The organism is Stenotrophomonas sp. GD03930, assembly GCF_029839665.1.
Taxonomy (GTDB): domain Bacteria; phylum Pseudomonadota; class Gammaproteobacteria; order Xanthomonadales; family Xanthomonadaceae; genus Stenotrophomonas; species Stenotrophomonas forensis.
The window spans coordinates 332,257-354,263 of sequence record NZ_JAOCAV010000003.1; the positions used below are offsets into that span (position 1 = coordinate 332,257).

Annotated in this window: 21 protein-coding genes; 7 read left to right on the plus strand and 14 right to left on the minus strand. The window is 67.0% G+C overall.

Features of this window, described 5'->3' with window-relative positions; genetic code table 11:
- Positions 1–272 precede the first annotated feature (272 nt).
- The gene (locus N5C18_RS17180) at positions 273–434 is read left to right on the plus strand and encodes a hypothetical protein (RefSeq protein ID WP_279945217.1); all 162 of its coding nucleotides are present in this window, start codon (positions 273–275) and stop codon (positions 432–434) included.
- On the opposite strand, the gene N5C18_RS17185 is transcribed toward N5C18_RS17180, so the two are convergent.
- Positions 424–1,407: a LysR family transcriptional regulator gene (locus tag N5C18_RS17185; protein WP_279945218.1), complete on the minus strand. Its 984-nt coding sequence runs from the start codon at positions 1,405–1,407 to the stop codon at positions 424–426. The genes N5C18_RS17180 and N5C18_RS17185 overlap by 11 nt on opposite strands.
- 209 nt (positions 1,408–1,616) lie before the next feature.
- Between N5C18_RS17185 and cysK the strand changes: the two genes are divergently transcribed.
- Positions 1,617–2,576, plus strand: a complete 960-nt coding sequence (gene cysK / locus N5C18_RS17190) for a cysteine synthase A (RefSeq protein ID WP_049458222.1) — start codon at positions 1,617–1,619, stop codon at positions 2,574–2,576.
- A gap of 211 nt (positions 2,577–2,787) precedes the next feature.
- Positions 2,788–3,387 carry an O-acetyl-ADP-ribose deacetylase gene (locus N5C18_RS17195; RefSeq protein ID WP_053450647.1) on the plus strand — a complete coding sequence of 200 codons (600 nt, stop codon included), beginning with the start codon at positions 2,788–2,790 and terminating at the stop codon, positions 3,385–3,387.
- 92 nt (positions 3,388–3,479) lie between these two features.
- Here N5C18_RS17195 and N5C18_RS17200 read toward each other — a convergent pair whose 3' ends face one another.
- The 8 genes from N5C18_RS17200 to gap form a co-directional block, all read right to left on the minus strand.
- Complete coding sequence (locus N5C18_RS17200; protein ID WP_279945219.1) at positions 3,480–4,622, minus strand: ABC transporter substrate-binding protein; 1,143 nt, start codon at positions 4,620–4,622, stop codon at positions 3,480–3,482.
- Positions 4,623–4,750: 128 nt separating this feature from the next.
- Positions 4,751–5,755: a class I fructose-bisphosphate aldolase gene (locus N5C18_RS17205; protein ID WP_053450649.1), complete on the minus strand. Its 1,005-nt coding sequence runs from the start codon at positions 5,753–5,755 to the stop codon at positions 4,751–4,753.
- A gap of 198 nt (positions 5,756–5,953) precedes the next feature.
- Positions 5,954–7,420 carry a pyruvate kinase gene (pyk, locus tag N5C18_RS17210; protein ID WP_053450650.1) on the minus strand — a complete coding sequence of 489 codons (1,467 nt, stop codon included), beginning with the start codon at positions 7,418–7,420 and terminating at the stop codon, positions 5,954–5,956.
- Positions 7,421–7,594: 174 nt separating this feature from the next.
- Positions 7,595–8,248: an HAD hydrolase-like protein gene (locus N5C18_RS17215; protein WP_279945220.1), complete on the minus strand. Its 654-nt coding sequence runs from the start codon at positions 8,246–8,248 to the stop codon at positions 7,595–7,597.
- Positions 8,245–9,420 carry a phosphoglycerate kinase gene (locus N5C18_RS17220; RefSeq protein ID WP_053450652.1) on the minus strand — a complete coding sequence of 392 codons (1,176 nt, stop codon included), beginning with the start codon at positions 9,418–9,420 and terminating at the stop codon, positions 8,245–8,247. Before N5C18_RS17220 ends, N5C18_RS17215 begins: the two co-directional genes overlap by 4 nt.
- A gap of 338 nt (positions 9,421–9,758) precedes the next feature.
- On the minus strand, positions 9,759–11,135 hold the full coding sequence (locus N5C18_RS17225; protein ID WP_008265607.1) for a DUF3999 domain-containing protein: 1,377 nt from the start codon (positions 11,133–11,135) through the stop codon (positions 9,759–9,761).
- Positions 11,132–13,801, minus strand: a complete 2,670-nt coding sequence (locus N5C18_RS17230; protein ID WP_279945222.1) for a DUF2339 domain-containing protein — start codon at positions 13,799–13,801, stop codon at positions 11,132–11,134. The genes N5C18_RS17225 and N5C18_RS17230 overlap by 4 nt, the downstream gene beginning before the upstream one ends.
- A gap of 125 nt (positions 13,802–13,926) precedes the next feature.
- Positions 13,927–14,931: a type I glyceraldehyde-3-phosphate dehydrogenase gene (gap, locus tag N5C18_RS17235; RefSeq protein ID WP_053511640.1), complete on the minus strand. Its 1,005-nt coding sequence runs from the start codon at positions 14,929–14,931 to the stop codon at positions 13,927–13,929.
- 192 nt (positions 14,932–15,123) lie between these two features.
- Here gap and N5C18_RS17240 point away from each other — a divergent pair, with 192 nt between their 5' ends.
- The 3 genes from N5C18_RS17240 to N5C18_RS17250 all read left to right on the plus strand — a co-directional run bounded on the left by N5C18_RS17240 (position 15,124) and on the right by N5C18_RS17250 (position 17,950).
- Positions 15,124–15,753 carry an OmpW family outer membrane protein gene (locus tag N5C18_RS17240; RefSeq protein ID WP_053511639.1) on the plus strand — a complete coding sequence of 210 codons (630 nt, stop codon included), beginning with the start codon at positions 15,124–15,126 and terminating at the stop codon, positions 15,751–15,753.
- Between the two features lie 566 nt (positions 15,754–16,319).
- Positions 16,320–17,138, plus strand: a complete 819-nt coding sequence (locus N5C18_RS17245) for a S1/P1 nuclease (protein ID WP_279945224.1) — start codon at positions 16,320–16,322, stop codon at positions 17,136–17,138.
- Positions 17,139–17,149: 11 nt separating this feature from the next.
- Entirely contained in the window at positions 17,150–17,950 is an 801-nt protein-coding gene (locus tag N5C18_RS17250) for an MBL fold metallo-hydrolase (protein WP_053510047.1), read from the plus strand.
- A gap of 27 nt (positions 17,951–17,977) precedes the next feature.
- Here the strand turns inward: N5C18_RS17250 and N5C18_RS17255 are convergent, their stop codons facing one another.
- The 5 genes from N5C18_RS17255 to N5C18_RS17275 form a co-directional block, all read right to left on the minus strand.
- On the minus strand, positions 17,978–18,244 hold the full coding sequence (locus N5C18_RS17255; protein ID WP_053510045.1) for a hypothetical protein: 267 nt from the start codon (positions 18,242–18,244) through the stop codon (positions 17,978–17,980).
- 277 nt (positions 18,245–18,521) lie between these two features.
- Positions 18,522–18,878 (minus strand): hypothetical protein, encoded by a 357-nt coding sequence (locus tag N5C18_RS17260; protein ID WP_154582894.1) that lies wholly within the window; start codon positions 18,876–18,878, stop codon positions 18,522–18,524.
- A gap of 272 nt (positions 18,879–19,150) precedes the next feature.
- A complete protein-coding gene (locus N5C18_RS17265) occupies positions 19,151–19,714 on the minus strand; it encodes a hypothetical protein (protein WP_053510041.1) in 564 nt (187 codons plus the stop codon).
- Positions 19,711–20,952 (minus strand): TonB family protein, encoded by a 1,242-nt coding sequence (locus tag N5C18_RS17270; protein WP_053510039.1) that lies wholly within the window; start codon positions 20,950–20,952, stop codon positions 19,711–19,713. Before N5C18_RS17270 ends, N5C18_RS17265 begins: the two co-directional genes overlap by 4 nt.
- Complete coding sequence (locus tag N5C18_RS17275) at positions 20,945–21,310, minus strand: BlaI/MecI/CopY family transcriptional regulator (protein WP_012481135.1); 366 nt, start codon at positions 21,308–21,310, stop codon at positions 20,945–20,947. The genes N5C18_RS17270 and N5C18_RS17275 overlap by 8 nt, the downstream gene beginning before the upstream one ends.
- Positions 21,311–21,428: 118 nt before the next feature.
- Between N5C18_RS17275 and N5C18_RS17280 the strand changes: the two genes are divergently transcribed.
- Positions 21,429–21,986, plus strand: a complete 558-nt coding sequence (locus N5C18_RS17280) for a flavin reductase family protein (RefSeq protein WP_053510037.1) — start codon at positions 21,429–21,431, stop codon at positions 21,984–21,986.
- Positions 21,987–22,007: the final 21 nt, after the last annotated feature.

Below are 22,007 nucleotides of genomic sequence, written 5' to 3' on the forward strand. Positions count from 1 at the left end.
TCCACGCATAGCGTGGATCTACCGTGTCGACCAAGGTCGACACCTACCAACAGCCATCGGAATCTGTCAGAGGTGGGGCGGTGTCGGAGTGCGGGGTGTCAGCCGCATGGGCCCGAGGCATGCCTCGGGCGGGTTGGGCAGGACGCCCAACCCCGGTCTTGCCGTGTGCGCAGGAACGCGCACACGAGCAAGCGGCTGCCAAGCCCCCATGGATGGGTTCACGGCGTCCCCGCACTCCGACACCGCCCCGCCATCCCACGGAATGCAAGCTTTTGACGTTGCTTTTGACGTTGCTTTTGACGTTGCTTTTGACGTTGCTTTTGACGTTGCTTTTGACGTTGCCGTTGCCGTTGCCGTTGCCGTTGCCGTTGCCGTTGCCGTTGATTTTGCAGGTGCAGGGCTGCAAGCCCTGCTCGACCAACCTCACACCGTGATGGTCTGGGTCAGTGACTCCCAGGTCGGGGGTACCGGCCACGCCGCAGCCTGGTTGCCATCCAGCACCCGCCGCAGGTCGCGCGGATCGATCTGCGGTGCCAGCACATGCACCAGCTCCAGCGCGTAATCGCGCAGCACGCGGTCGCGCGGCAGCACCGCCCACGCAATGCACTCGGTGATCGGTGCCGGGGCCGGCCACGAGCGCAGGTCCTCATCGTTGGAACTGACCGCCATCTCGGCCAGCAGCCCCACGCCCAGCCCGGTACGCACGTAGGTCTTGATCAGATCGGCATCCAGCGCGGTCAGCGCCAGGTCCGGCACCAGGCCGTGGCCAGCAAAGGCTCGCTGCAGCGAGGAATTCGGCCGTGTCGAGGATTCGTAGCTGATCAGCGGTTGCCGGGCCAGCGCCGCCAGGTCCGGCGCGCGGCCGGCGCGGTCCAGCGGGTGCCCCTTGGGCACCACCACCAGACGCCGCCAGCGGAACAACGGCACGGCGACGCCATCGGTCGGCTCACCGCCGGCCGTGCTGATGATGGCGATATCGGCGTCCCCCTGGTTCAAGCGGTCCAGCGCGTCGGCTTCACCGGCCTGCTGCAGATGCACGCTGACCTGCGGATACGCCTGCTTGATCGCCGCCACCGCCGGCGGCAGCACGAAGCGCGCCTGGGTGTGGGTGGTGGTCAGGATCAGCTGGCCCTGGCTCTCGCGGCGCTGGTTGGCGGCATAGGTGCGGATGTTGTTGGCCTCGGCCAGCACCGCGCGGGCGCGGGCGATGACCTCGGTCCCGGCCGGGGTGACCGATTCCAGGCTGCGCCCCTTGCGCACGAACAACAGGAAGCCGAGCTCGTCCTCCAGCTGCTTGAGCTGCTTGGACAGGCCCGGCTGGGTGGCGTGCACGCGCGAGGCGGCCAGCGTGATGTTCAGCTCGGCGTCGGCGATGGCAACCAGATAGCGCAGCTGGGTCAGCGTCATGGGAGGCGGGGGCGCAAGGGGGCGGAGGTCCACTCTAGGGTCTATTGCCGTCACCAGCTTATAACCAAAGGTTGTTTAAGAAAGGTATCTGGTCATTTCCGGGCGTCATATGCCGGCGCTACGGTCAGCCGGCAGCCGCTGGCCTGAACAGCCAGCCCTCCCCCTTCGCCCGCCGAAGCCCGGCGCGGCCCCGTTTCCGGAGCGCTTCCATGGCCCTGTACGACTCCATCCTCGATACCGTCGGCAACACCCCCATCGTCAAGCTGCAGCGCCTGGCGCCACCGCAGGTCAGCGTCTACGCCAAGGTCGAGTCGTTCAACCCGGGCGGCTCGGTGAAGGACCGCCTGGCGCTGGCGATCATCCTCGATGCCGAAGCACGTGGCCTGCTCAAGCCCGGCGACACGATCGTCGAAGCGACCTCCGGCAATACCGGCGTGGCGCTGGCGATGGTCGCCGCCGCGCGCGGCTACAAGTTCGTGGCCACCATGGTCGAGACCTTCTCGGTGGAACGCCGCAAGCTGATGCGCGCCTATGGCGCCAAGGTGATCCTGACCCCGGCCGCCGAACGCGGCAGCGGCATGGTGCGCAGGGCGCGCGAACTGGCCGAAGAGCATGGCTGGTTCCTCGCCAGCCAGTTCGCCAACCCGGCCAACCCGGCGTATCACCGCAACACCACCGCCGCCGAGATCCTGCGCGACTTCGCCGGCAAGCGGCTGGACTATTTCGTCAGCGGCTGGGGCACCGGCGGCACGCTCACCGGTGTGGGCGAAGTGCTGAAGGTCGCGCGCCCGCAGACCCGCATCATCGCCACCGAGCCGGCCGGCGCCGCACTGCTCAAGGGCGATGACTGGAAGCCGCACAAGATCCAGGGCTGGACGCCGGACTTCGTGCCCGACGTGCTCAACCGCGATGTGGTGGACGAACTGGTGTCGGTCGAAGATGACCGCGCGATCGCCACCGCGCGCCGCCTGGCCGCCGAGGAAGGCATCTTCGTCGGTATCTCTGCCGGTGCCACCGTGGCCAGCGCGCTGGATGTGGCCGCGCGTGCCGAACCGGGCTCGGTGATCCTGGCGATGCTGCCAGACACCGGTGAACGCTACTTCTCCACGCCGCTGTTCGCCGATGTGAACGAAGGGTCCGACGACGACTGGCTGGCCGGGCTGCCGTGACGCATTCCGCCGGGCACGGCCCGGCGCTGCCGCCCGTCACAAACCCCACCTGCTTCAGCCTGCGTGAAGGCGCCGCCCGCCATCGTGCGTGAAGGCCGTCGGATCGCAGCGCGTGAGACGGTCATGACGCAGTATCGATGCCCTGTCCCCTACCGTGGGAACAGCCGGCGCAGATGCTGCGCGGAACACCTCACAGGCAGGAGACGGACGCATGAAGATCGAAGTTTGGCAGGGCGACATCACGACCCTGGCGGTGGATGCGATCGTCAACGCGGCCAATGAGACATTGCTCGGTGGCGGTGGTGTCGACGGTGCGATCCATCGCGCCGCCGGCCCGGCACTGCTGGCCGAATGCGAACAGTTGCCAGAGCTTCGCCCGGGCGTGCGTTGCCCGACCGGCGAAGTGCGCGCCACCGGCGCCTACGCATTGCCGGCGCGGCATGTGCTGCACACGGTGGGACCGGTCTGGCACGACGGCCAGCGTGACGAACCGGCGCTGCTGGCCAACTGCTATTGGAAGTCCTTGCAGCTGGCCGAATCCCTGGGCGTGCAGTCGATCGCGTTCCCGGCAATCAGCTGCGGCGTGTACGGCTATCCGCTGTACCAGGCCGCGCAGATCGCGGTGACCGAAACGCTGGCGTGGCAGCGCAGCCATGCACAGCCGATGCGCATCGTGCTGGTTGCGTTCAATACCGCCACCGCCAAGGCCTACCAGCAGGCGCTGGCAGCCGCCGGGCAGAGCATGGAGAGCGAGTCGCGCAGCCCGCTGCTGCCACCACTGGGCGATACAGGCTTCGCTGCCGCACATTGAGCCGCACTGTTCCGCGGAAAGGAAAAGGCCGGGCATTGCCCGGCCTTTTCCGTTGCATCGTCGATGTCATCCACACAAGGGGTGGATCTGCCTCAACGGCTCGCCGCTTCCACCGCAGCGTCATCGTCGGCAACGGCTGCCGCGTCGGCCGCGGCACGTGCCGCCGAGGCAGCGGCGCCGTCGGCGCTGGCCCCATCCACCTGCACGCGCACTTCCACCAGGCCCGCGCCGTTGTTCACGCTGGTCACGTCGACGGTGTAGTGCCCGGCTGGCAACGTTTCCTGCAGGCGTGCGTTGGTGCCATTGCCACCATCATCGTCGGACAGCTCGACATTGGCGCCGACCACGCGCAGCACGGTGTCGACCTGGCTGGAAATCGCATCCAGGCGCACATCGGCCGGACGATCCAGGGTCAGCAGGAAGCGGCGGCGACCTTCGTTGTCGAGCATCGTGTACACGCTGCCCGTGCTCGGCAGTGCGGTGCCATCGCGCTCGACCAGATTGCCCGGCAGTTCGATGCGGGTCGCCGACAGGGTGAACATGCCAGTGACGCCGTCACCGAGGCCGCGCGCGGTCAGGGTGTACTTGCCCGGCTTCAGCGACAGGCTCAGGCGTGAGTTGGTGCTGTCGCTGCTATCGTCGTTCTCGGCATCCACGCCCTGGCCGGACACCTTCAGCACCGGATCGAAGGCATCCGACACCAGCCGGATCTCGTACAGGCCTTCCTTCTCCACCTGCAGGGTGTAGTCCTGCGAGTCGCCGCCCAGCATGTCGACGATCTCGCCACCGCCCACCAGTGGCTTGCCGTCGTACGGCTTCAGCTTCTCGGCACGCAGGCGGTACGGACCGAAGGCGGACGGGCCATCGGCATTGACCGCCACCTGGTAGGTGCCGCCACCACTGGCACGGAATGCCACCGAGACGTCGCCCTCGCGCTCGTAGACGGTATTGCTGGTGGATACCAGGCTGCCGTTGTTGAACACGGCGATCGAACCGCTGAGCCTGCCGGTCAGCTTCAGGCCAACCAGGTCGTTGTCGTCCAGCTTGATCTGGTAAAGCTGGTGATGGCTGCCGTCGTTGAAGTTGATGCCGCTGCGCGTGGTGATCTCGCCGGACACCGGCTTGTCGAATTCGAGCGACGCGGCCTTGCCCGCATCCATGCCCGCACCGATGCGGTTGCAACCGCCGGCGACCAGGGCCGCGGCAACGGCCAGTGTAAGTGCTGCCAAACGCATGTTGTTTCTCCTTGGCCTTCCATGTCATTCCCACCTACCGGCCGGGTACGCGGGGGCGGAAAAGATACCCGCAAAAGCAAACGCCGGCGTGATGCCGGCGCTGCCTTTTCATCCAGCAATGGAACCGATCAGCCGTTCCACTTGCCCAGCGCGGCCAGGCCGTTGTCCTTGGCGCGCTCGTACACGGTCTTCTGGGCAGCAGCGTAGTTGCCCTTCATGTCCTTGGCCCACAGCTTCAGGGCGGCCTGCTGCATGGCGCGGCCGTAGGAGAAGCTCAGCGGCCACGGCAGGTTGCCCAGCTGGTTCATCGCGTTCAGGTGCTCAGTCGACTGTTCGTCGGTCTGGCCACCGGACAGGAACACCACGCCCGGCAGGATCGCCGGCACGGTGCTCTTCAGGCACATCACGGTCGACTCGGCCACTTCCTCGACGTCGGCCTGCTCGTCGCAGCCCTTGCCGGAGATGACCATCGATGCCTTCAGGATGGTGCCTTCCAGCAGCACGTTCTGCTGGTACAGCGCATCGAACAGCGAGCGCAGGGTGGCTTCGGTGACTTCGTAGCAGGTCTCGATGTCGTGGTCGCCGTCCATGATCACTTCCGGCTCGACCATCGGCACCAGGCCGCATTCCTGGCACAGGGCGGCATAACGGGCCAGCGCGTGGGCGTTGGACTCGATGCAGGTGCCCGACGGGATGCTCTCGCCGATGTTGATGACCGCACGCCACTTGGCGAAGCGCGCACCCAGCTTGTAGTACTCCTGCAGGCGCTCGCGCAGGCCGTCCAGGCCTTCGGTCACCAGCTCGCCCGGGCAGCCGGCCAGCGGGTGCGCACCCTTGTCCACCTTGATGCCCGGAATCATGCCGTGGTCGGCCATGTACTTGGCGAACGGCACGCCGTCCCTGGTCGACTGGCGGATGGTTTCGTCGTACAGGATGGCGCCGGAAATGTGCTCGTTGAGCTTCGGCGTGGTCAGCAGCAGTTCGCGGTAGGCGCGACGGTTCTCCTCGGTGTTCTCGATGCCGACGCCAGCGAAACGCTTGGCGATGGTAGCGGTGGATTCGTCGATCGCGATGATGCCCTTGCCCGGGGCAACCATGGCCTGGGCGGTTTCAGCCAGCTGTTCGATGCTCATGTACTTCCTGTGGCGGGTGCGGGAAAAACGTAAGTATAGCCCCGCCACCCGTTGCCTCGACGTCGAGGCCAGGATGGAAACGATTCCAATGTCCGCACAGGACAGACGTTGACCTGCCACGACCGGGCCAGAGCCACGTTGGCGTCCGGCCCCGGGGGCCGGACCCGCGCAGGGTTCCGGCCCGATGCAGTCCGTCTCTTACAGATCGCCCAGGCCGCTGGCGCGGCCGTCTTCGCCCACTTCCAGCAGGCGCAAGGTGTTGGTCGCACCCAGGGTTTCCATGTGCTCGCCACTGGTGAACACCACGCGGTCACCGGCCTGCAGCAGTTCCGATTCCACCAGCAGGCGGATGCTGCCGCGTGCGGCTTCGCGCGGGGTCAGGCCGCGGCTGTCGAAATTGATCGGATAGACATCGCGCATCAGCGCCATCTGGCGACGGGCACCGTCGTGGCGGGTGACCGCGAACACCGGTGCCTTGGCGCGGAAACGCGACAGGTAGCGCGCGGTACCGCCGGATTCGGTCATCGCCACGATCGCGCGCACGCCCACGTGCTGCGACAGGAACATGGTGGCCATGGCGATGGCCTGGTCGGCGCGTTCCAGGTTGCGCGGCGAGGCGTTGAAGTCGGTCTCGGTCTGGAACTGGCGCTCGGCGCCCAGGCAGATGCGCGCCATCGCTTCCACGGCCTTGACCGGATAGGCGCCGGCGGCGGTTTCGGCCGAGAGCATCACCGCATCGGTACCGTCGATGACCGAGTTGGCCACGTCCAGCACTTCGGCGCGGGTCGGGATCGGGCTTTCCACCATCGACTGCAGCATCTGCGTGGCGGTGATCACCACCTTGTTCTGCGCCAGCGAGGCCTTGATGATCTTCTTCTGCAGGCCCGGCAGCTCGGCATCGCCGATTTCCACGCCGAGGTCGCCACGGGCGACCATCACCACGTCGCTGGCCTCGACGATTTCTTCCAGGTTCTCGATCGCTTCGGTACGTTCGATCTTCGACACCAGCGCGGCATCGCAGCCGTGCGAGCGGGCGATGTCACGCGCGTCGTTCATGTCCTGCGCGTTGCGGCAGAACGACACGGCGATGAAGTCGACGCCGATCTTGGCAACGATGCCGATCAGTTCCTTGTCACGCTCGGTCAGCGCACCCAGCGACAGGCCACCGCCCTGCTTGTTCAGGCCCTTGCGGTCGGACAGCACGCCATCGTTGAGCACGGTGTTGACGATGCGGTCACCCTGCACTTCCACCACCTGCAACTGCATCAGGCCGTCATCGAGCAGCAGCACGTCGCCCGGGCCCACGTCCTGCGGCAGGCCGAGGTAGCTGACGCCGACCTGGCTGGCACTGCCGGGGCCGGCGTTCTCGCTGGCGATCAGGTCGAAGCGGTCGCCCGCCTTCAGCTGCACCTTGCCTTCGGCGAAGCGCTCGATGCGGATCTTCGGGCCCGGCAGATCGGCCAGGATGCCCACTTCCACGCCGACGCGGGCCGCAGCGGCGCGCACTTCGGCGGCACGCTTGGCCTGGCCGGACGGATCGCCGTGGCTGAAGTTCAGGCGCACCACGTTGACGCCGGCGCGGAACAGATCCTCCAGCACGCCCGGCGGATCAGTGGCCGGGCCGAGGGTGGCAAGGATCTTGGTGCGACGCTGACGCTCGAACATGGTGAAGGGGCCTCTCCCGATAAAGAACGGAAATTAGCACATCCTTCACGCCGCATGTATACGGTTACAGCCTTGTGCTGCCTGACTTCGCGGGTCATGGAACGGACATGGTCCGGACATACGCTGGCGCAGGGAGTTCTGTAGAGCCGAGCCCGTGCCCGGCTCTACAGGGAGCTAGGCCAGCAGCGTTTCCAGCTGTGCCGGCTCACGGGCCAGCTGGCCGGCGCCGGCTTCGGTGAGTTCCGCTTCGCCGCCAAAGCCCCACAGCACACCGACACTGCGCAGGCCGTGGTGACGCGCGCCTTCGATATCCATGCGGCGGTCGCCGATCATCCAGCACTGTGCGGGCTGCACCTGCAGCCGGCGCAGCGCCTCGCCGACCAGCTCCGGCTTGTGGCTGCGCGAGCCGTCCAGGGTCGAACCGATGATCTCCTCGAACAGCCCGCCGAACGGCAGGTGGGCAAGGATGCGGCGCGCATGCGGTTCGTTCTTGGCGGTGACCACCGCCAGGCGGTGGCCACGACCATGCAGCGTGCGCAGGGTGTCTTCCACCTGCGGGTACACCGTGTGCTCGCGCCAGCCCTCGGCGTCGAAGCGTTCACGGTAGTAGCCCACCGCCTGTTCCACCCGCGCCGGTTCAACGAACAACGGCGCGAAGGTGGTGCGCAGCGACGGACCGATCCAGCCCAGCAGTGTCTCCTGCGGCGGTACCGGATGGTCCATCTTCTGCAGCGCATAGGCGATGCACGCGGTAATGCCGACCTGCGAATCGATCAGCGTACCGTCGAGGTCGAAGAACAGGACATCACTGCTACGATCGGTGCTCATGCGCCGCGCGCGTCGAGGGCCGCCACGGCCGGCAGCGTCTTGCCTTCCAGGAACTCCAGGAACGCACCACCGCCGGTGGAGATGTAGCTGACGTCGCCAGCGATATCGAACTTGTCAACGGCGGCCAGGGTGTCACCGCCGCCGGCGATGGAGAACGCCTTCGAGCTGGCGATGGCGCGGGCCAGCGCTTCGGTGCCCTTGCTGAAGGCTTCGAATTCGAACACACCGACCGGGCCGTTCCAGACCACGGTGCCGGCCTTCTCGATCAGCTGTGCGTACTGCGCCGCGGTCTGCGGGCCGATGTCCAGGATCAGATCGTCCTCGGCGACGGCGTCGACCGCCTTCACTTCCGCCACGGCATCGGGCAGGAACTGCTTGGCGGTGACCACGTCGACCGGCAGCGGAATGTCGGCGCCACGCGCCTTGGCATCGGCCACGATCTTCTTCGCGGTGTCCAGCAGGTCCGGTTCGTACAGCGACTTGCCGACGTTGTAGCCGGCGGCGGCGATGAAGGTGTTGGCGATGCCGCCACCGACGATCAGCTGATCGACCTTGCCGACCAGGTTGGCCAGCAGTTCCAGCTTGGTGCTGACCTTGCTGCCGGCGACGATGGCCAGCAACGGCTTGGCCGGGGCATCCAGCGCCTTTGCCAGTGCGTCCAGTTCGGCCATCAGCAACGGGCCACCGGCGGCGACCGGAGCGAAGCGGATCACGCCATGGGTCGAGGCCTGGGCGCGGTGCGCGGTGCCGAACGCGTCCATCACGAACACGTCGCACAGCGCGGCGTACTTCTTCGACAGGGCCTCGTCATCCTTGCCCTCGCCCACGTTCATGCGGCAGTTTTCCAGCAGCACCAGCTGGCCCGGCTGCACGTCGACACCGTCGACCCAGTCGCGCACCAGCGGCACTTCGCGGCCGAGCAGCTCGGACAGGCGTGCGGCGACCGGCGCCAGCGAATCGGCCTCGCTCCACACGCCTTCCTTCGGGCGCCCCAGGTGCGAGGTGACCATCACCGCCGCGCCCTGCTCCAGCGCGCGCTTGAGCGTCGGCAGCGAAGCGGTGATGCGCTGTTCGGAGGTGATGCGGCCATTCTCGATCGGCACGTTCAGATCCTGGCGGATCAGCACGCGCTTGCCGGAGAGGTCGAGGTCGGTCATGCGGACGATGGACATGGGCAACTCTTTGGCTCAGGGACGGGATGCCGGGCTACGGCAGACGGCCATTGTATCGGGTGCGGGTGGTAGGAGGGCCGATGCCTGCGGCAGGCAGAGGCGCAGGGCACCAGCAACAGCCAGAGCGCTGGCGCCTTGTAACGCTGTGGGTGGGCCGGGGCGGTGTGGGCTGGGCAGGGGTATCCGCGCCATGGATGGCGCGGCTAAGCCCCCAAGGACGGGTTTACGGCGTCCCCTGCCCAGCCCACCCGCCCGGCCAAGCGCAGCTTTGCAGTCGAGCAAGCTCGACTCTACCGACGCTACGGCCACCCACGAGGGGCTGCGCCGTTCGCCGGCAACTACGCCGAAGGCGCCGGCTTCTGCCGAAGCAGGCTGACCGCCAGGCCACCCACCACCAACACACCCAGCCCCAGCAACGCCCACAGCAGCCACGACTTCCAATCATGCTGCGGCTTCAGCGCCGCCTCGCCGGCCAGCGGCTCGGGGCTCCCCTCCAGCCGCGCCAGCGTCGGCTGCCATGACGGATCATTGCGTTGGCGCAGCTCCTCGATCAGCACACCGATCGGCGCCTCCATCCGGCGCGCGGTCGAACTGCCGACGGCCAGGGCATACGGCGCCGCGCCCTGGCTCAGGAACACCAGCACCTCCGGCTGGTAGCCCAGGCGCAGCGTAGGCGCGGTGGCCGTTTCGGCAGGATTCGCAACCAGCTTCCAGTAGCGGTCGCGATGCACGCCCCCCAGCGACTGGGCCGCCGATTGCTGGCGTTGGCCCTGCGCGCCCTGCTGCAGCTGGTAGGCGATCCACGGCGCACTGCGGCGCTGCCACTCCGCGCTCTCATCATCGCGGCTGAACAACGTCCACTGCACCAGGCTGTTGTCGGCGCTGGCCACGTCCGCACGCGCGACCGGGAAACGGCCGTCCAGTTCGAAGGTGTACTCGCCCTTGCCCTTCGAGACCGGCTCCAGCGACAGCCATTCCCACGGCAGCGTGGCCGGGGCAGGCGGCAGTTCGGCCAGCACGCTGCGCAGCGTCGGCAGGCGTGCATCGCCCTGCGCGAGCACGCGCAGGTAGCGTGCCTCACCGTCCACCTGCAGGCGGCGCTGCAGCAGGCGCTTGCCGGCGCGCTGCAGGTCCACCAGCGGAATGTCGCGCCCGACCGCACGCCAGTGCTGCAGATCATCGCTGGCATCCAGCTGCACCTGCGCCTGCAAGGGTTGGCCACTATCGGCCCAGTCCAGCACCAGCGCCGCCACTGGCTGCTGGCCGAGTACGCTGGCGTCGATCAGCCAACCGCCCTGCCCGTTCGCCACCGCACCGCCCCCCACGCGCGCCTCGACCCGGCGTACGCGGCCATCGGTATCGCGTTCGGTCAGCAGCTGCAGATCGTTGCGCTGTGCTTCGGCCAACGGCGGCAGCGCGAACCACGGCAGCTCCCGCTGCACCGGCGGCTGTGCCAGTGGCTGGTCCGGCGCCAGCAATGCCGAGGGCAACGATTGCCCCGCCGCATTGAACACCTGCAGATCGCCCAGGTCGGCAGCACCGGCCCGGCGATAGATCGCCGGTTCCAGAACCACCCTGTAGGCGCCGGACTGCGCACTGGACAGCGTCAGCGGCCACTGTTCGGCGTACTGGCTGCGGTAATCGGCAGCCTGCGCCACGACGGCGGCCAGCATGCCGAACATCACCGGCAGCAGCGCCCTGCTCCACTTCCTCATTGTTTTTCCTCCACGGACGGCGCCGCGCTGGGCGGTGCCGGTGCCAGATAACCCACGACCGTGCACAGCAGGCCGTAGGCGATGAACGATGCGATGCCCAGCAGGTTGCCCAGGTGCTGGCGATCGACGATGACCAGCTTGGCCAGCACCACGCCCATCAGCACGGCGCCCACCATCCACAGCACACGTTGGCCGCGGCGCGAGCCCCACACCCAGGCAATCACGCCGAGCACGCTCCACAACACGGTCAGGCTGGTCTGCGCCAGGCTGAAGCGCATCATCGATGCGTTCCACGCCAGGCCGCCCCACTGATGCACGCCATGCAGCACCACGCTGGTCAACGCAACGAAGATGGCCAGTGACAGCAACGGCATGCGGATGTTCTGCACGGCCTGCGGTGCCTGATCGCTGTACAGCCAGCGCGCCAGCAGCAGCAGGCTCAGCCACTGCGCAAGCTCGGCCGGATTCAACACCGGCAGCCACAGCAGCGGGGCAGCGTCGCCCGGCAACAGCTGGCCCAGCAGCCAGCCGATCGAGAGCAGGCCGAACAGCACGCACTGCAGCGGCGTGCGTACACGGTCGAACGCTTCACCCAACGGCCAGCGCAGCATGTTCCAGCGCCACAGCGACAGCGCTGCCATCAGCAGCCACGGCAGCGTGAACAACAGCAGCGTCCAGCCCTGTGCCAGCCCGGCCTCGCCGCCGCCCCAAAGGGCCAGCAGCGAGAGCAGAGACGGCCACAGCAGCCACCACAGGAACTGCGCGATGCGTGCCACGGTGTTGCCACCCTGGCGCAGGCACAGCAACGTACGTACGCCCAGCGCCGCGAACAGTGCCCAGGCCAGCGCGCCATAGCCGGCGAACGGCTGGTGGTGGGCATCGCTCTGCAACAGGGCCAGCGGGAAGCCCAGCGCCAGCATGGCCAGTGCCGTCACGCCCAGCGCACGGGCTGGCTGGCGGCGCTGTGCTTCGGCGGCCAGCCATGCCGTGACCGCCGCCAGCACCAGCAGCGCATCCACTTCGGTGCGGTACGGGAAGAAGCGGGTGATCTCATGCACCAGTCCACCCAGCCACCACAGCAGGCCCCACAGGTAGTAGACCAGCGCGATCTCGTGGCGCGGCCGGCGCTGGTAACTCCAGGCCGACGCAAAGCCAGCCACGGCCAGCAGCAGCGCGCCGATGGCGGTGGGATTGATCAGGAAGCGCAGGTCCTCGTGCCAATGATCGCCGCCGGCCACGAAGGCGAATGCAGCGCCGATCTGCAACAGCGCACCGCACACCTGTGGCAACCATCGCTTCTGGCGCAGCCCCAGCCATGCCAGCCCCGCACCTTCCAGCGCGAACACCGCGCCGGTGGCGCGCGCCGACAGCGCCAGCGGCACCGCCAGCGTGGCAAAGCCCACTGCCAGCACTGCATGCGATTGCGCCAGCACGGTGTACGACGCCCGCCTGATCAGCGCCCACGCCAGCACCGCATAGATCGCGGCCAGGCCCAGCGCGCACAGCGCCAGCGTCATCGGCTGCTCGTGCAACATGCCCGCCTGCAGCGAGAATGCGACCAGCGGCGTGCCGAACACCAGGCTGCCATCGACCAGGTCACGCCGCCCGGCCGGCTGGCGACGCGCGTACAGCAGCGGGATCAGCAGGTAGAACGCGAAGAACAGCAGCAGGAACGGTTCGGTGCTGCTGAACTTGCCCGGCGCGTACTGCAGCACGCCCCAGAACGTACCGATGCCGAACGTGAAGGCGAAGCCCAGCAGGTTCAGCGCGCGCCACGGACGGAACCAGGCAATGGCGAAGATGCCCGCGTTGAGCACCGCGTAGTAGCTGAACAGGCCCACGTGGTTGCCACTGCCGGTGGACAGCCACAGCGGCGCCATGAAGCCGGCGAGGATGCCCAGCACCGCCAGCGTGCGCGAATTCTGCACCACTGCCAGCACGCACAGCCCGGCCACCAGCGCGATCGAGCTGGCGAAGGCGAAGCCGGGCGGAATCAGCTCGAACCGCTTGAACGCCGCGAAGATGGTCAGCAGCAGCACGCCGATGGCGCCGCCCTGCAGGGCCAGCGCGAACATCCGCCGGCGCCCGCGCTGGTGCCAGCCGAACGCGAGCAGGCCCAACGCGCCCACGGTGACGCCGGCCAGGCGCAGCTCGATCGGCAGCACCAGCCAGCCCTGGTCGCTGACGTACTTCAGCAGTGCGGCGACACCGGCCAGCAGCACCAGCATGCCGATCTTGACCGGTACGTTGCCTTCGGTGAACCAGCGTTTGACCGCACCAATGCCGCGCTCGATGAAATTCGGCAGCGCCGGTTCTGGCGGCAACGGCGGCTGCACCGGCACCGGCGGTACCGGCGGTGGTGCAGCAGGACGGGGCGCAGGTGCCTCGGTGGGCGCGGCCTCTCGCACCGGCGGTTGTGGGGGTTGCGGTGCAGCCGCAGCGACCGGCCGCAGGAACGGTGGATCGGCACTTGGCGCGGGCGTGACCACCGGCCGTTCAGGCGCGGGCGTGGCGCCTGCCGGCTTGGCGGCGGCAGGCGCAGTGGCCATCGCGCCTTCCAGCGCGGCGACACGGCGGCGCAGGCCGGCAATCATCACCAGTGCCACCACCAGCAGCAGCGGGATGGCCAGCAGAACCAGTACGACCAGGGCTATCAGTGCTTCCATTGCCTGCTTCCATTGCGTTCCCGCGCCCCAGCGGCAGCGGTCGACCGCCCCATGCTACGACAGGGCTGGCCCCATAAACGACGAACCCCGGCCAGGCCGGGGTCCGTCTTCGATCTACACCGGCCTTACTTGGCGGCGATGACCTTGGCCATTTCCAGGCACTTGTTCGAGTAGCCCCACTCGTTGTCGTACCAGGTCACCAGCTTGACGAAGGTGCCGTCCAGGGCGATGCCGGCATCGGCGTCGAACACCGAGGTGCAGGTTTCGCCGCGGAAATCGGTGGCCACCACCTTGTCTTCGGTGTAGCCCAGGATGCCCTTCAGCGGGCCTTCGCTCTGCGCCTTCACTTCAGCGCAGATCTCGGCGTAGGTGGCTTCCTTTTCCAGCTCGACGGTCAGGTCGACCACCGACACGTCCGAGGTCGGCACGCGGAAGCTCATGCCGGTCAGCTTCTTGTTCAGTTCCGGGATGACCACGCCGACGGCCTTGGCCGCACCGGTGGACGACGGAATGATGTTTTCCAGGATGCCACGGCCGCCGCGCCAGTCCTTGTTGGACGGGCCATCGACGGTCTTCTGGGTGGCGGTGGCCGCATGCACGGTGGTCATCAGGCCGCGCTTGATGCCCCACTTGTCGTTGATGACCTTGGCCAGCGGGGCCAGGCAGTTGGTGGTGCACGAGGCGTTGGAGATGATCGCCTGGCCGGCGTAGGTCTTGTCGTTCACGCCGTAGACGAACATCGGCGTGTCGTCCTTCGACGGGGCCGACATGATCACCTTCTTGGCGCCGGCATCGATGTGCTTCTGCGCGGTTTCCTTGGTCAGGAACAGGCCGGTGGCTTCCAGCACCACGTCGGCACCGACTTCGTCCCACTTCAGGTTGGCCGGGTCGCGTTCCTGGGTCAGGCGGATCTTCTTGCCGTTGACCAGCAGGTCGTTGCCCTGCACCGACACATCGGCCTTGAAGCGGCCGTGCACGGAGTCGTACTTGAGCATGTACGCCAGGTAGTCCGGCTCCAGCAGATCGTTGATGGCCACGATTTCGATGTCGTCGCCGAAGTTCAGCACCGCCGAGCGCAGGACGTTGCGCCCGATGCGACCGAAACCGTTGATACCAACCTTGATTGCCATGTTCTCAAGCTCCTGCGGCCGCGACAGGTGCGGCGGGATGGATAGGGCCCACAAGTCTAGCAAACCGGGGCTGGCCACCGTGGGCCAGCGCCTCCGGCGGAGGGCCGGCGGACAGGATTTGATCCGGATCAAAGCGTTAGCGTGGCGTGAGGCCGACACTGGCCCCATCCACCCAGCAACGAGATCACCCCCATGCGCAAGACCTCCCCCCTGATCCTGGCCGGCCTGGCCGCCGCCCTGTCCCTCGCCGCCGCCCCGGCCATGGCCCAGTCCAAGGGCGACTGGACCGTTTCGGCCGGCGTGCACCAGGTGGCGCCGAAGTCGAACAACGGCTGGCTGGCCAACGGCACCCTGAAGGTCGACGTCGACAACGACGTCAAGCCGACCATCACCGGTGAGTACTTCATCGCCGACAACCTGGGCATCGAAGTGCTGGCCGCGCTGCCGTTCAAGCACGACATCAACATCAGCGGCCTGGGCCGCGTCGGCAGCACCAAGCAGCTGCCGCCGGTGGTGACCCTGCAGTACCACTTCAACAGCAAGGGCAAGGTGTCGCCGTTCATCGGTGCGGGCGTGAACTACACCACCTTCTTCAGCGAAGACACCACCGGTGCGCTGAAGGACAGCCGCCTGAAGCTGCAGGATTCGTGGGGCCTGGCCGCGCATGCGGGCGTGGACTTCGCGATCGGCGAGAAGGGCGCCCTGCGCGTGGACATGCGCTGGATCGACATCGACAGCAAGGTGAAGTTGAACGGCGAGAAGATCGGCACGGTCAACATCGACCCGCTGGTCTACGGCGCGTCCTACGTCTTCAAGTTCTAAGCGGTGTGTTGAGCGCGGGGGCTTCGCCCCCGCTCCCCCGCTACACGCAAAACCCTCGCAGCATGTTGCCCCGGTGATTGCCGGGGCTTTTTTGTTGCTGGGACTGAAGCGGTTCCGGAGCTGGGGCAAGTCGGGAGCGGAGCCGGGACACGCCGTAAACCCATCCATGGGGGCTCGATGGCGCCATCCATGGCGCCAACGGTCCCGGCCCCGCTCCCCGCCTCGCCCCTTCCCATCACTGCGCGCGTGCCAGCTCAAGCAAAGGCAAGAGCAGAAGCAGAACCTGTACATCCGAGGCGTAATGGTTGCCTGCAATTGCAGGAGGCAGGTTTTGATCCTGCATTTGATTTTGATGTTGCTTTGACCTTTGCATTCGCCTCCGCGGCCATGTCTGATGGGGGCTGCAGGGGCAGGCGCTGCGGGACCGTCCGCGGCATGGATGCCGCGGCCGAGCTTACAGGGATGTACTTGCAGCGTGTCCCGCAGCGCCTGCCCCTGCAGCCCACCCACTTCGAAACAGGAACGCGCCGCTCTTCAATCCACCTACCCCCGGCTAGAATGTGCGCATGAAAGCCCTGCACTCCATCTTCCTCGCCGCCGCCCTGGCGCCGGCCCTGCTGTCCGTCTCCGCCCCCGCCCATGCCTGGGGCGCGCAAGGCCACCGCCTTGTCGCCGAAGTCGCAGACGCCCGACTCACCCCTGCCGCCCGCGCCGAAGTGGATCGCCTGCTGGCCACTGAACCGGACGCCACCCTGGCCAGCATCGCGCCCTGGGCCGATCAGCTGCGCGCCAAGGACCCGGGCCTGGGCCGTCGCTCGGCCGGCTGGCACTACGTCAACATCGCCGAAGACAACTGCCACTACGAAGCCCCGAAGCACTGCAAGAACGGCAACTGCATCGTCGAGGCGCTGAAGGCACAGAGCGCCATCCTCGGCGACCGCAGCCTGACCGACGGCGAGCGCCTGCAGGCGCTGAAGTTCGTCGTGCATCTGGTCGGCGACATCCACCAGCCGATGCACGCCGGCTATGCCCACGACAAGGGCGGCAACGATTTCCAGCTGCAGTTCGGCAACCGTGGTACCAACCTGCACTCGCTGTGGGACAGCGGCATGCTCAACACCCGCAAGCTGGACGACGCCGGCTATCTGCCGGTGCTGCAGAGCCAGCGTGCGCCGAAGCTGGCGCGCCAGTCCAACCCGCAGCGCGACCCGCAGACGTGGGCCGAAGCCAGCTGCCGCATCTCCATGCAAGCTGGCGTTTATCCGGCATCGCGTAAAATCGGCGACGAATACACCGAGCGCTACCGGCCGCTGGCTGAAGCGCAGCTGCGACTGGCCGGTGAGAACCTGGCACAGTTGCTGAACCGCGTGCTCGGCACGCGCTGAGGAGCAATCCAATGCCGGCCCAGGTGCAGTCGTTCTTCCACCGTGACAGCAATACCTTCAGCTACCTGGTCAGTGACCCGGCCAGTGGCGAGGCAGCGCTGATCGACCCGGTGCTGGACTACGACCCGGATACTGATGCCAGCAGCGAATCACCGCTGCATGCCGCGTTGCAGGCCATTGAACAACAGGGCCTGCAGCTGCGCTGGCTGCTGGAAACGCACGCCCACGCCGACCATGTGTCGGCCGGGCGCCGGCTCAAGCAGCGCTTTCCGCAGGCCACGCTGGCCATCGGCGAAGGCATCCGCGCGGTGCAGGCCACTTTTGCGCCGCGCTACGGCCTGCAGCTTCCTGCTGCGGATGAAATCTTCGACCACCTGTTCAGCGATGGCGAAATCTTTGCGCTTGGCGAACTGCGCGGCCAGGTGATCGCCGTGCCCGGCCACACCAGCGACAGCATCGCCTACCTGATCGGCGATGCGCTGTTCACCGGCGACTCGCTGTTCATGCCCGACGGCGGCACCGCCCGCTGCGACTTCCCGGGCGGTGACGCCGCGCAGCTGTACCGCTCGATCCAGCGCCTGCTGGCGCTACCCGATGCGACGCGCGTGTTCGTCTGCCACGACTACGGCCCGGGCGGCCGCGACTTCGCCAATGAGACCACCATCGGCGAACAGCGCGCGCACAACATCCACGTGCACGATGGTGTGGCCGAGGCGGAGTTCGTCAGCGTGCGCCAGGCCCGCGATGCCACGCTGGAAGAACCCAAGCTGATGCAGCCGGCCGTGAAGGCCAACATCCAGGGCGGAGCCTGAGGTCCAGGTGGACAGCCAGAGAAGCGCCTATCCGAGGCTCACCTCGTGATAGGTGGTTTCCTCCAACAGGCCATCCTGCGACGTTCCAACAAAGATCTCTCTCGACAGGACCCGGTTCTTGTTGAAGCGAATGCGCACGTTGTAACTCTCTGAGGCATCCCCGCCCTGCAACATCAGGCTGCCGCCCTTGGAGCTGAGATCAATCGTCGCACTGGAAAGATCCACCAGATCGAAATAGGCGGAGCGCGGAACAGGCAAGGCAGCACCATTGACTCGGATCTGCAGCGATTGCACTCCTTTGCAGGGGCGCGCCTTCGCAGACTACGTAGCGCGGGTCGTCGGCCGTTGTAGCACGAATGCCCAGTCGCACTTCGACCTTCATACCCGGAGATTGCGCGGTCAGAAGCTCCGTTGGCTTGCCCCCGATGTGCACTGAAACCGCTGCAGCCGTCGAGCCTGATGCCAGCATCAGCAGAACGAGTAAAAGCGAACGCTTCATGTGAGATCCCGCGGCGAGAAGAACGGGGTAAGGGCGGGTATTGGCTGCTGGACCTTCGCAGACCCGCTTACCTCAATCCAGTCCACAATCCACTACCAGATCCTTGCGCGTCAGAACGGGAACCTGCGCCGCAAGGTCAACACCCATGAACTGCACGTAGATCAGGCCTTTCTGGTCTGCGCGCTTGTTGCCGAGCAGCACTCGATCTTTACCTCTTGAATGCTCCGTGCCGACCAGCACGAATCCACGGGTCGGGCTCAGATCCCGGTTCCATCGAACGCCATCGTAGGAAGGATGATTCCCGATGTAGACATCAATGTCCTTGCCAGCCAGCTTCAACAATCCCTGTTCAAAATCCAGTCCCGGGGCCTTCACGTGGTAGCTGTCACCGGCCCGAAGGAAAATGCACACCCCGAACTCGCGGCTCATCGGCGTTGGAGCGTCGCCGTCGCGGTGCGTACATGCACCGAGGCAGCCCAGGCAGGCAAGGAAAAGCAGCCTCTTGCTATTGGCTCGCATAGCTGCACCCTCTCACGATGGTTCTGTCCTTGCTGGGATCCAGAACATCTTCCAGATTCTTCCCATCCGGCCTGGCGCCATTGAAGTTGCGGCTCATGGTGCCGCCAGCCACCGGGTTACGCCCGGAACCGGCTATTGTCAACAACCCTCTTACATCTTCGTGCCCGACAGCAAGCCCGCCGCTACCGCCCCTGCATCCGCACCACATGCTGCCCCTTCACGATCTCGAAGGTGAAGGCGTACTGCAGCGTGACCGCCACCGGCTCGATGCGCTCCGCGCCGCGGCAATCGCCGCGATCCGCCGGCACCTTGCCCGGTGCGAAATGGCAGACCGCCGCGGACGAGTACTTCCACATCGCCACCGCGTCCTGAGCCGCCTGCAACAAGGGCGCGTTCTCAGGTGCGGCCCCGGCTGTGCACTCAGCACGATCGGTCAATGGCAGGCTGCGTTCCACACCGCCATCGGCGTCCACCACCACCTGCAGGCAGATGGTGGTCGGTGCCAGTTCCGCGCGCGGATCACGATCACCGACCTCCGGGTCCGGTGCCGCGTAGAGCTGCGGCATCCGGTAGCCCTCGCTCGCGCCCAGCGAGTACGCCTGCACCTGTCCATCGCCGTCGCCGGTCTGCGGCCGCAGGCGCTGGTGGCCGACATTCTCGCTGCGGGTATCGACGGTGGCCAGCCGGCCCTGGGTCGCGCACCCTGCCAACAGCGCCGCCATCATCAACAGCGGCGCGCGCTTCACTTCGCGTCCTCGGTGTCGTCCATCGCGAAGGTGATCGGAATACGCACGGCAGCGGCCACCGGCTTACCGTTCTTCATTGCCGGACGATAGGTCCAGCTGTGCGCAGCAGCCACCGATACCGCATCGAACACGCCCGGATTGGTAGCGCTGAGCACCTGGACATCGGCGGGACGCCCCTGTGCATCCACCTCCACGCGCAGGTTCACCACGCCCACCTGGCGTTGTTCGGCCGCAGACTTCGGATAGGACGGCGGCGGCATCTTGTCGACCTGGACGGGTCGGTCCAGCCCAGCCCTGGCTGCGTCTTCCTGAGCGTGTTCAAACGGCTCGACCCCGATCCTCGGCGCTCCCGCCGTACCGCCCTGGCTGGCCCACGCCACCGCTCCCATCCCCAGGCACACCCCGATCACCAGCACCTGGCCCGACACCCACGGCAATGCCTTCCGCTTGGACTGCTTCAACATGGCGATACGCTCCTTCAACACGGGTTGGCTGCGCCAATGGCAGACCGCGGGCGCAACCGGATGGACCAGCTGCGCTTTCAGCAGCGTGCTGGCGTAGAGGCCGCGCAGCGCAGGCTGCGGGGCCATGGTGCGGGCATCACAGGCCAGTTCCTGCTCGCGCAGGAAACGGCGTGCGGCCCAGGGCAACAGCGGGTGGAACCAGAACACCGTGCGCATCAGCAGCAGCGCACCATTGGCCCAGTGGTCACCATTGCGACGGTGGCTGCGCTCGTGCTGCAGGATCAGGTCCTGCTCCTGTGCGCTGAACTGCTGGTCGAACGCCGGGCCGACCACGATGCGCGGCCGCCACAAACCGACCAGCGCCGGCAGCCCGGGATCACCGCTGGCCTGCCAGCTGCCATCGGCACGCGGCCGCAACGGGCCCATGCGCCGCTCGAAGCGCCGCTGTGCACGCAGCTCGCGCAGCAGGCAGACGCCCATCCCCAGTGCCCAGGCCACCAGCAGCAGACCGGCCCATGGCAGCGCATGACCGCTCGCGCCCTCGAGGGCGCCCGGCATCACCTTCAGCGGCAGCGTCGGCACCTGCTGCAGCAATGCAACCCGGGGCAACGGCACCAGCAGCGCCACCATCAGCAAGGGCAGCAACCACCAGCTGCGATAGGCCAACCCAGCGCCCCCCAGACGCACCAGCAAGGGCCGCAGCGCGGCCAGCACGACCACGCCCACCGCCAGCCACAGGCTGGCCTGCCACAGTCCGTCGAGCAGCTCAGTCATGGTCCAGCTCCTGGATCAACTTCTTCAGTTCGGCGATGTCCTGCGCGCTCAGCTGGCCGCGTTCGCTGAAGTGCGCCACCAGCGGTGCCACCCGGCCTTCGAAGACGCGGCCGATGAAGTCCTGGCTCTGTGCCTCCACCCACGCCTGGCGCTGCAGCAGCGGCCGGTAAAGATAGCGCCGGCCATCGCGCTCGGCGGCGATCGCGCCCTTGGTCAGCAGGCGGTTGAGCAGGGTCTTGATGGTCGGCTCGGCCCAGTCGCGGTGGGCCAGTGCGGCCACCACCTCGTCGGCGCTACGCGGTGCCTGCTGCCACAGCACCTCCATCACAACGGCTTCGGCTTCGCTGATCGGGGTCATGGTTTACATCCGTAATCGACGAATTGATTACGCGCGTAATCGAACCTCATGTCAAGCCCCTCGACTCCGGGTTCATCCCGGCTGCGCCAGCATCGGTTCCTCCCGCCCCAGGCCCCGGATGAAAGCGCTGCCCAAGGAAGATTTCCCGGTCGAGCAGGCCCGCCGCTTCCTCGAACCCGGCCCGATCGTGCTGGTCAGCACCGCGTGGCGCGGCCAGCGCAACCTGATGACGATGGGCTGGCACATGGTGATGGGCTTCTCGCCTTCGCTGGTCGCCACCTACCTGTGGCACGAGAACCACAGCCACGCATTGGCGCGGGGCAGCGGCGAGTGCGTGATCAATGTTCCCAGCGTGGAGCTGCTCGATACGGTCGTGGACATCGGCAACTGCAGCGGCCGCGAGGTCGACAAATTCGCCCGTTTCGGGCTGGATGCACTGCCCGCGCGCGAGGTCGGCGCGCCGCTGGTCGGACAATGCCATTCGTGCTTCGAATGCCGCCTTCATGACGACAGCCAGGTGGAATCGAGCAACCTGTTCATCTGGGAAATCGTGCGTGCGCACGTGGCGCCGCGGCCGAAACTGCCGCGCACGGTGCACTACCGCGGCGATGGGCAGTTCATGGTGTCCGGCGCCGAAGTCTCGCGTCGACGGCGGTTCAAGCCCGACATGCTGTAATGCCAGCACTCCCCTACTCGC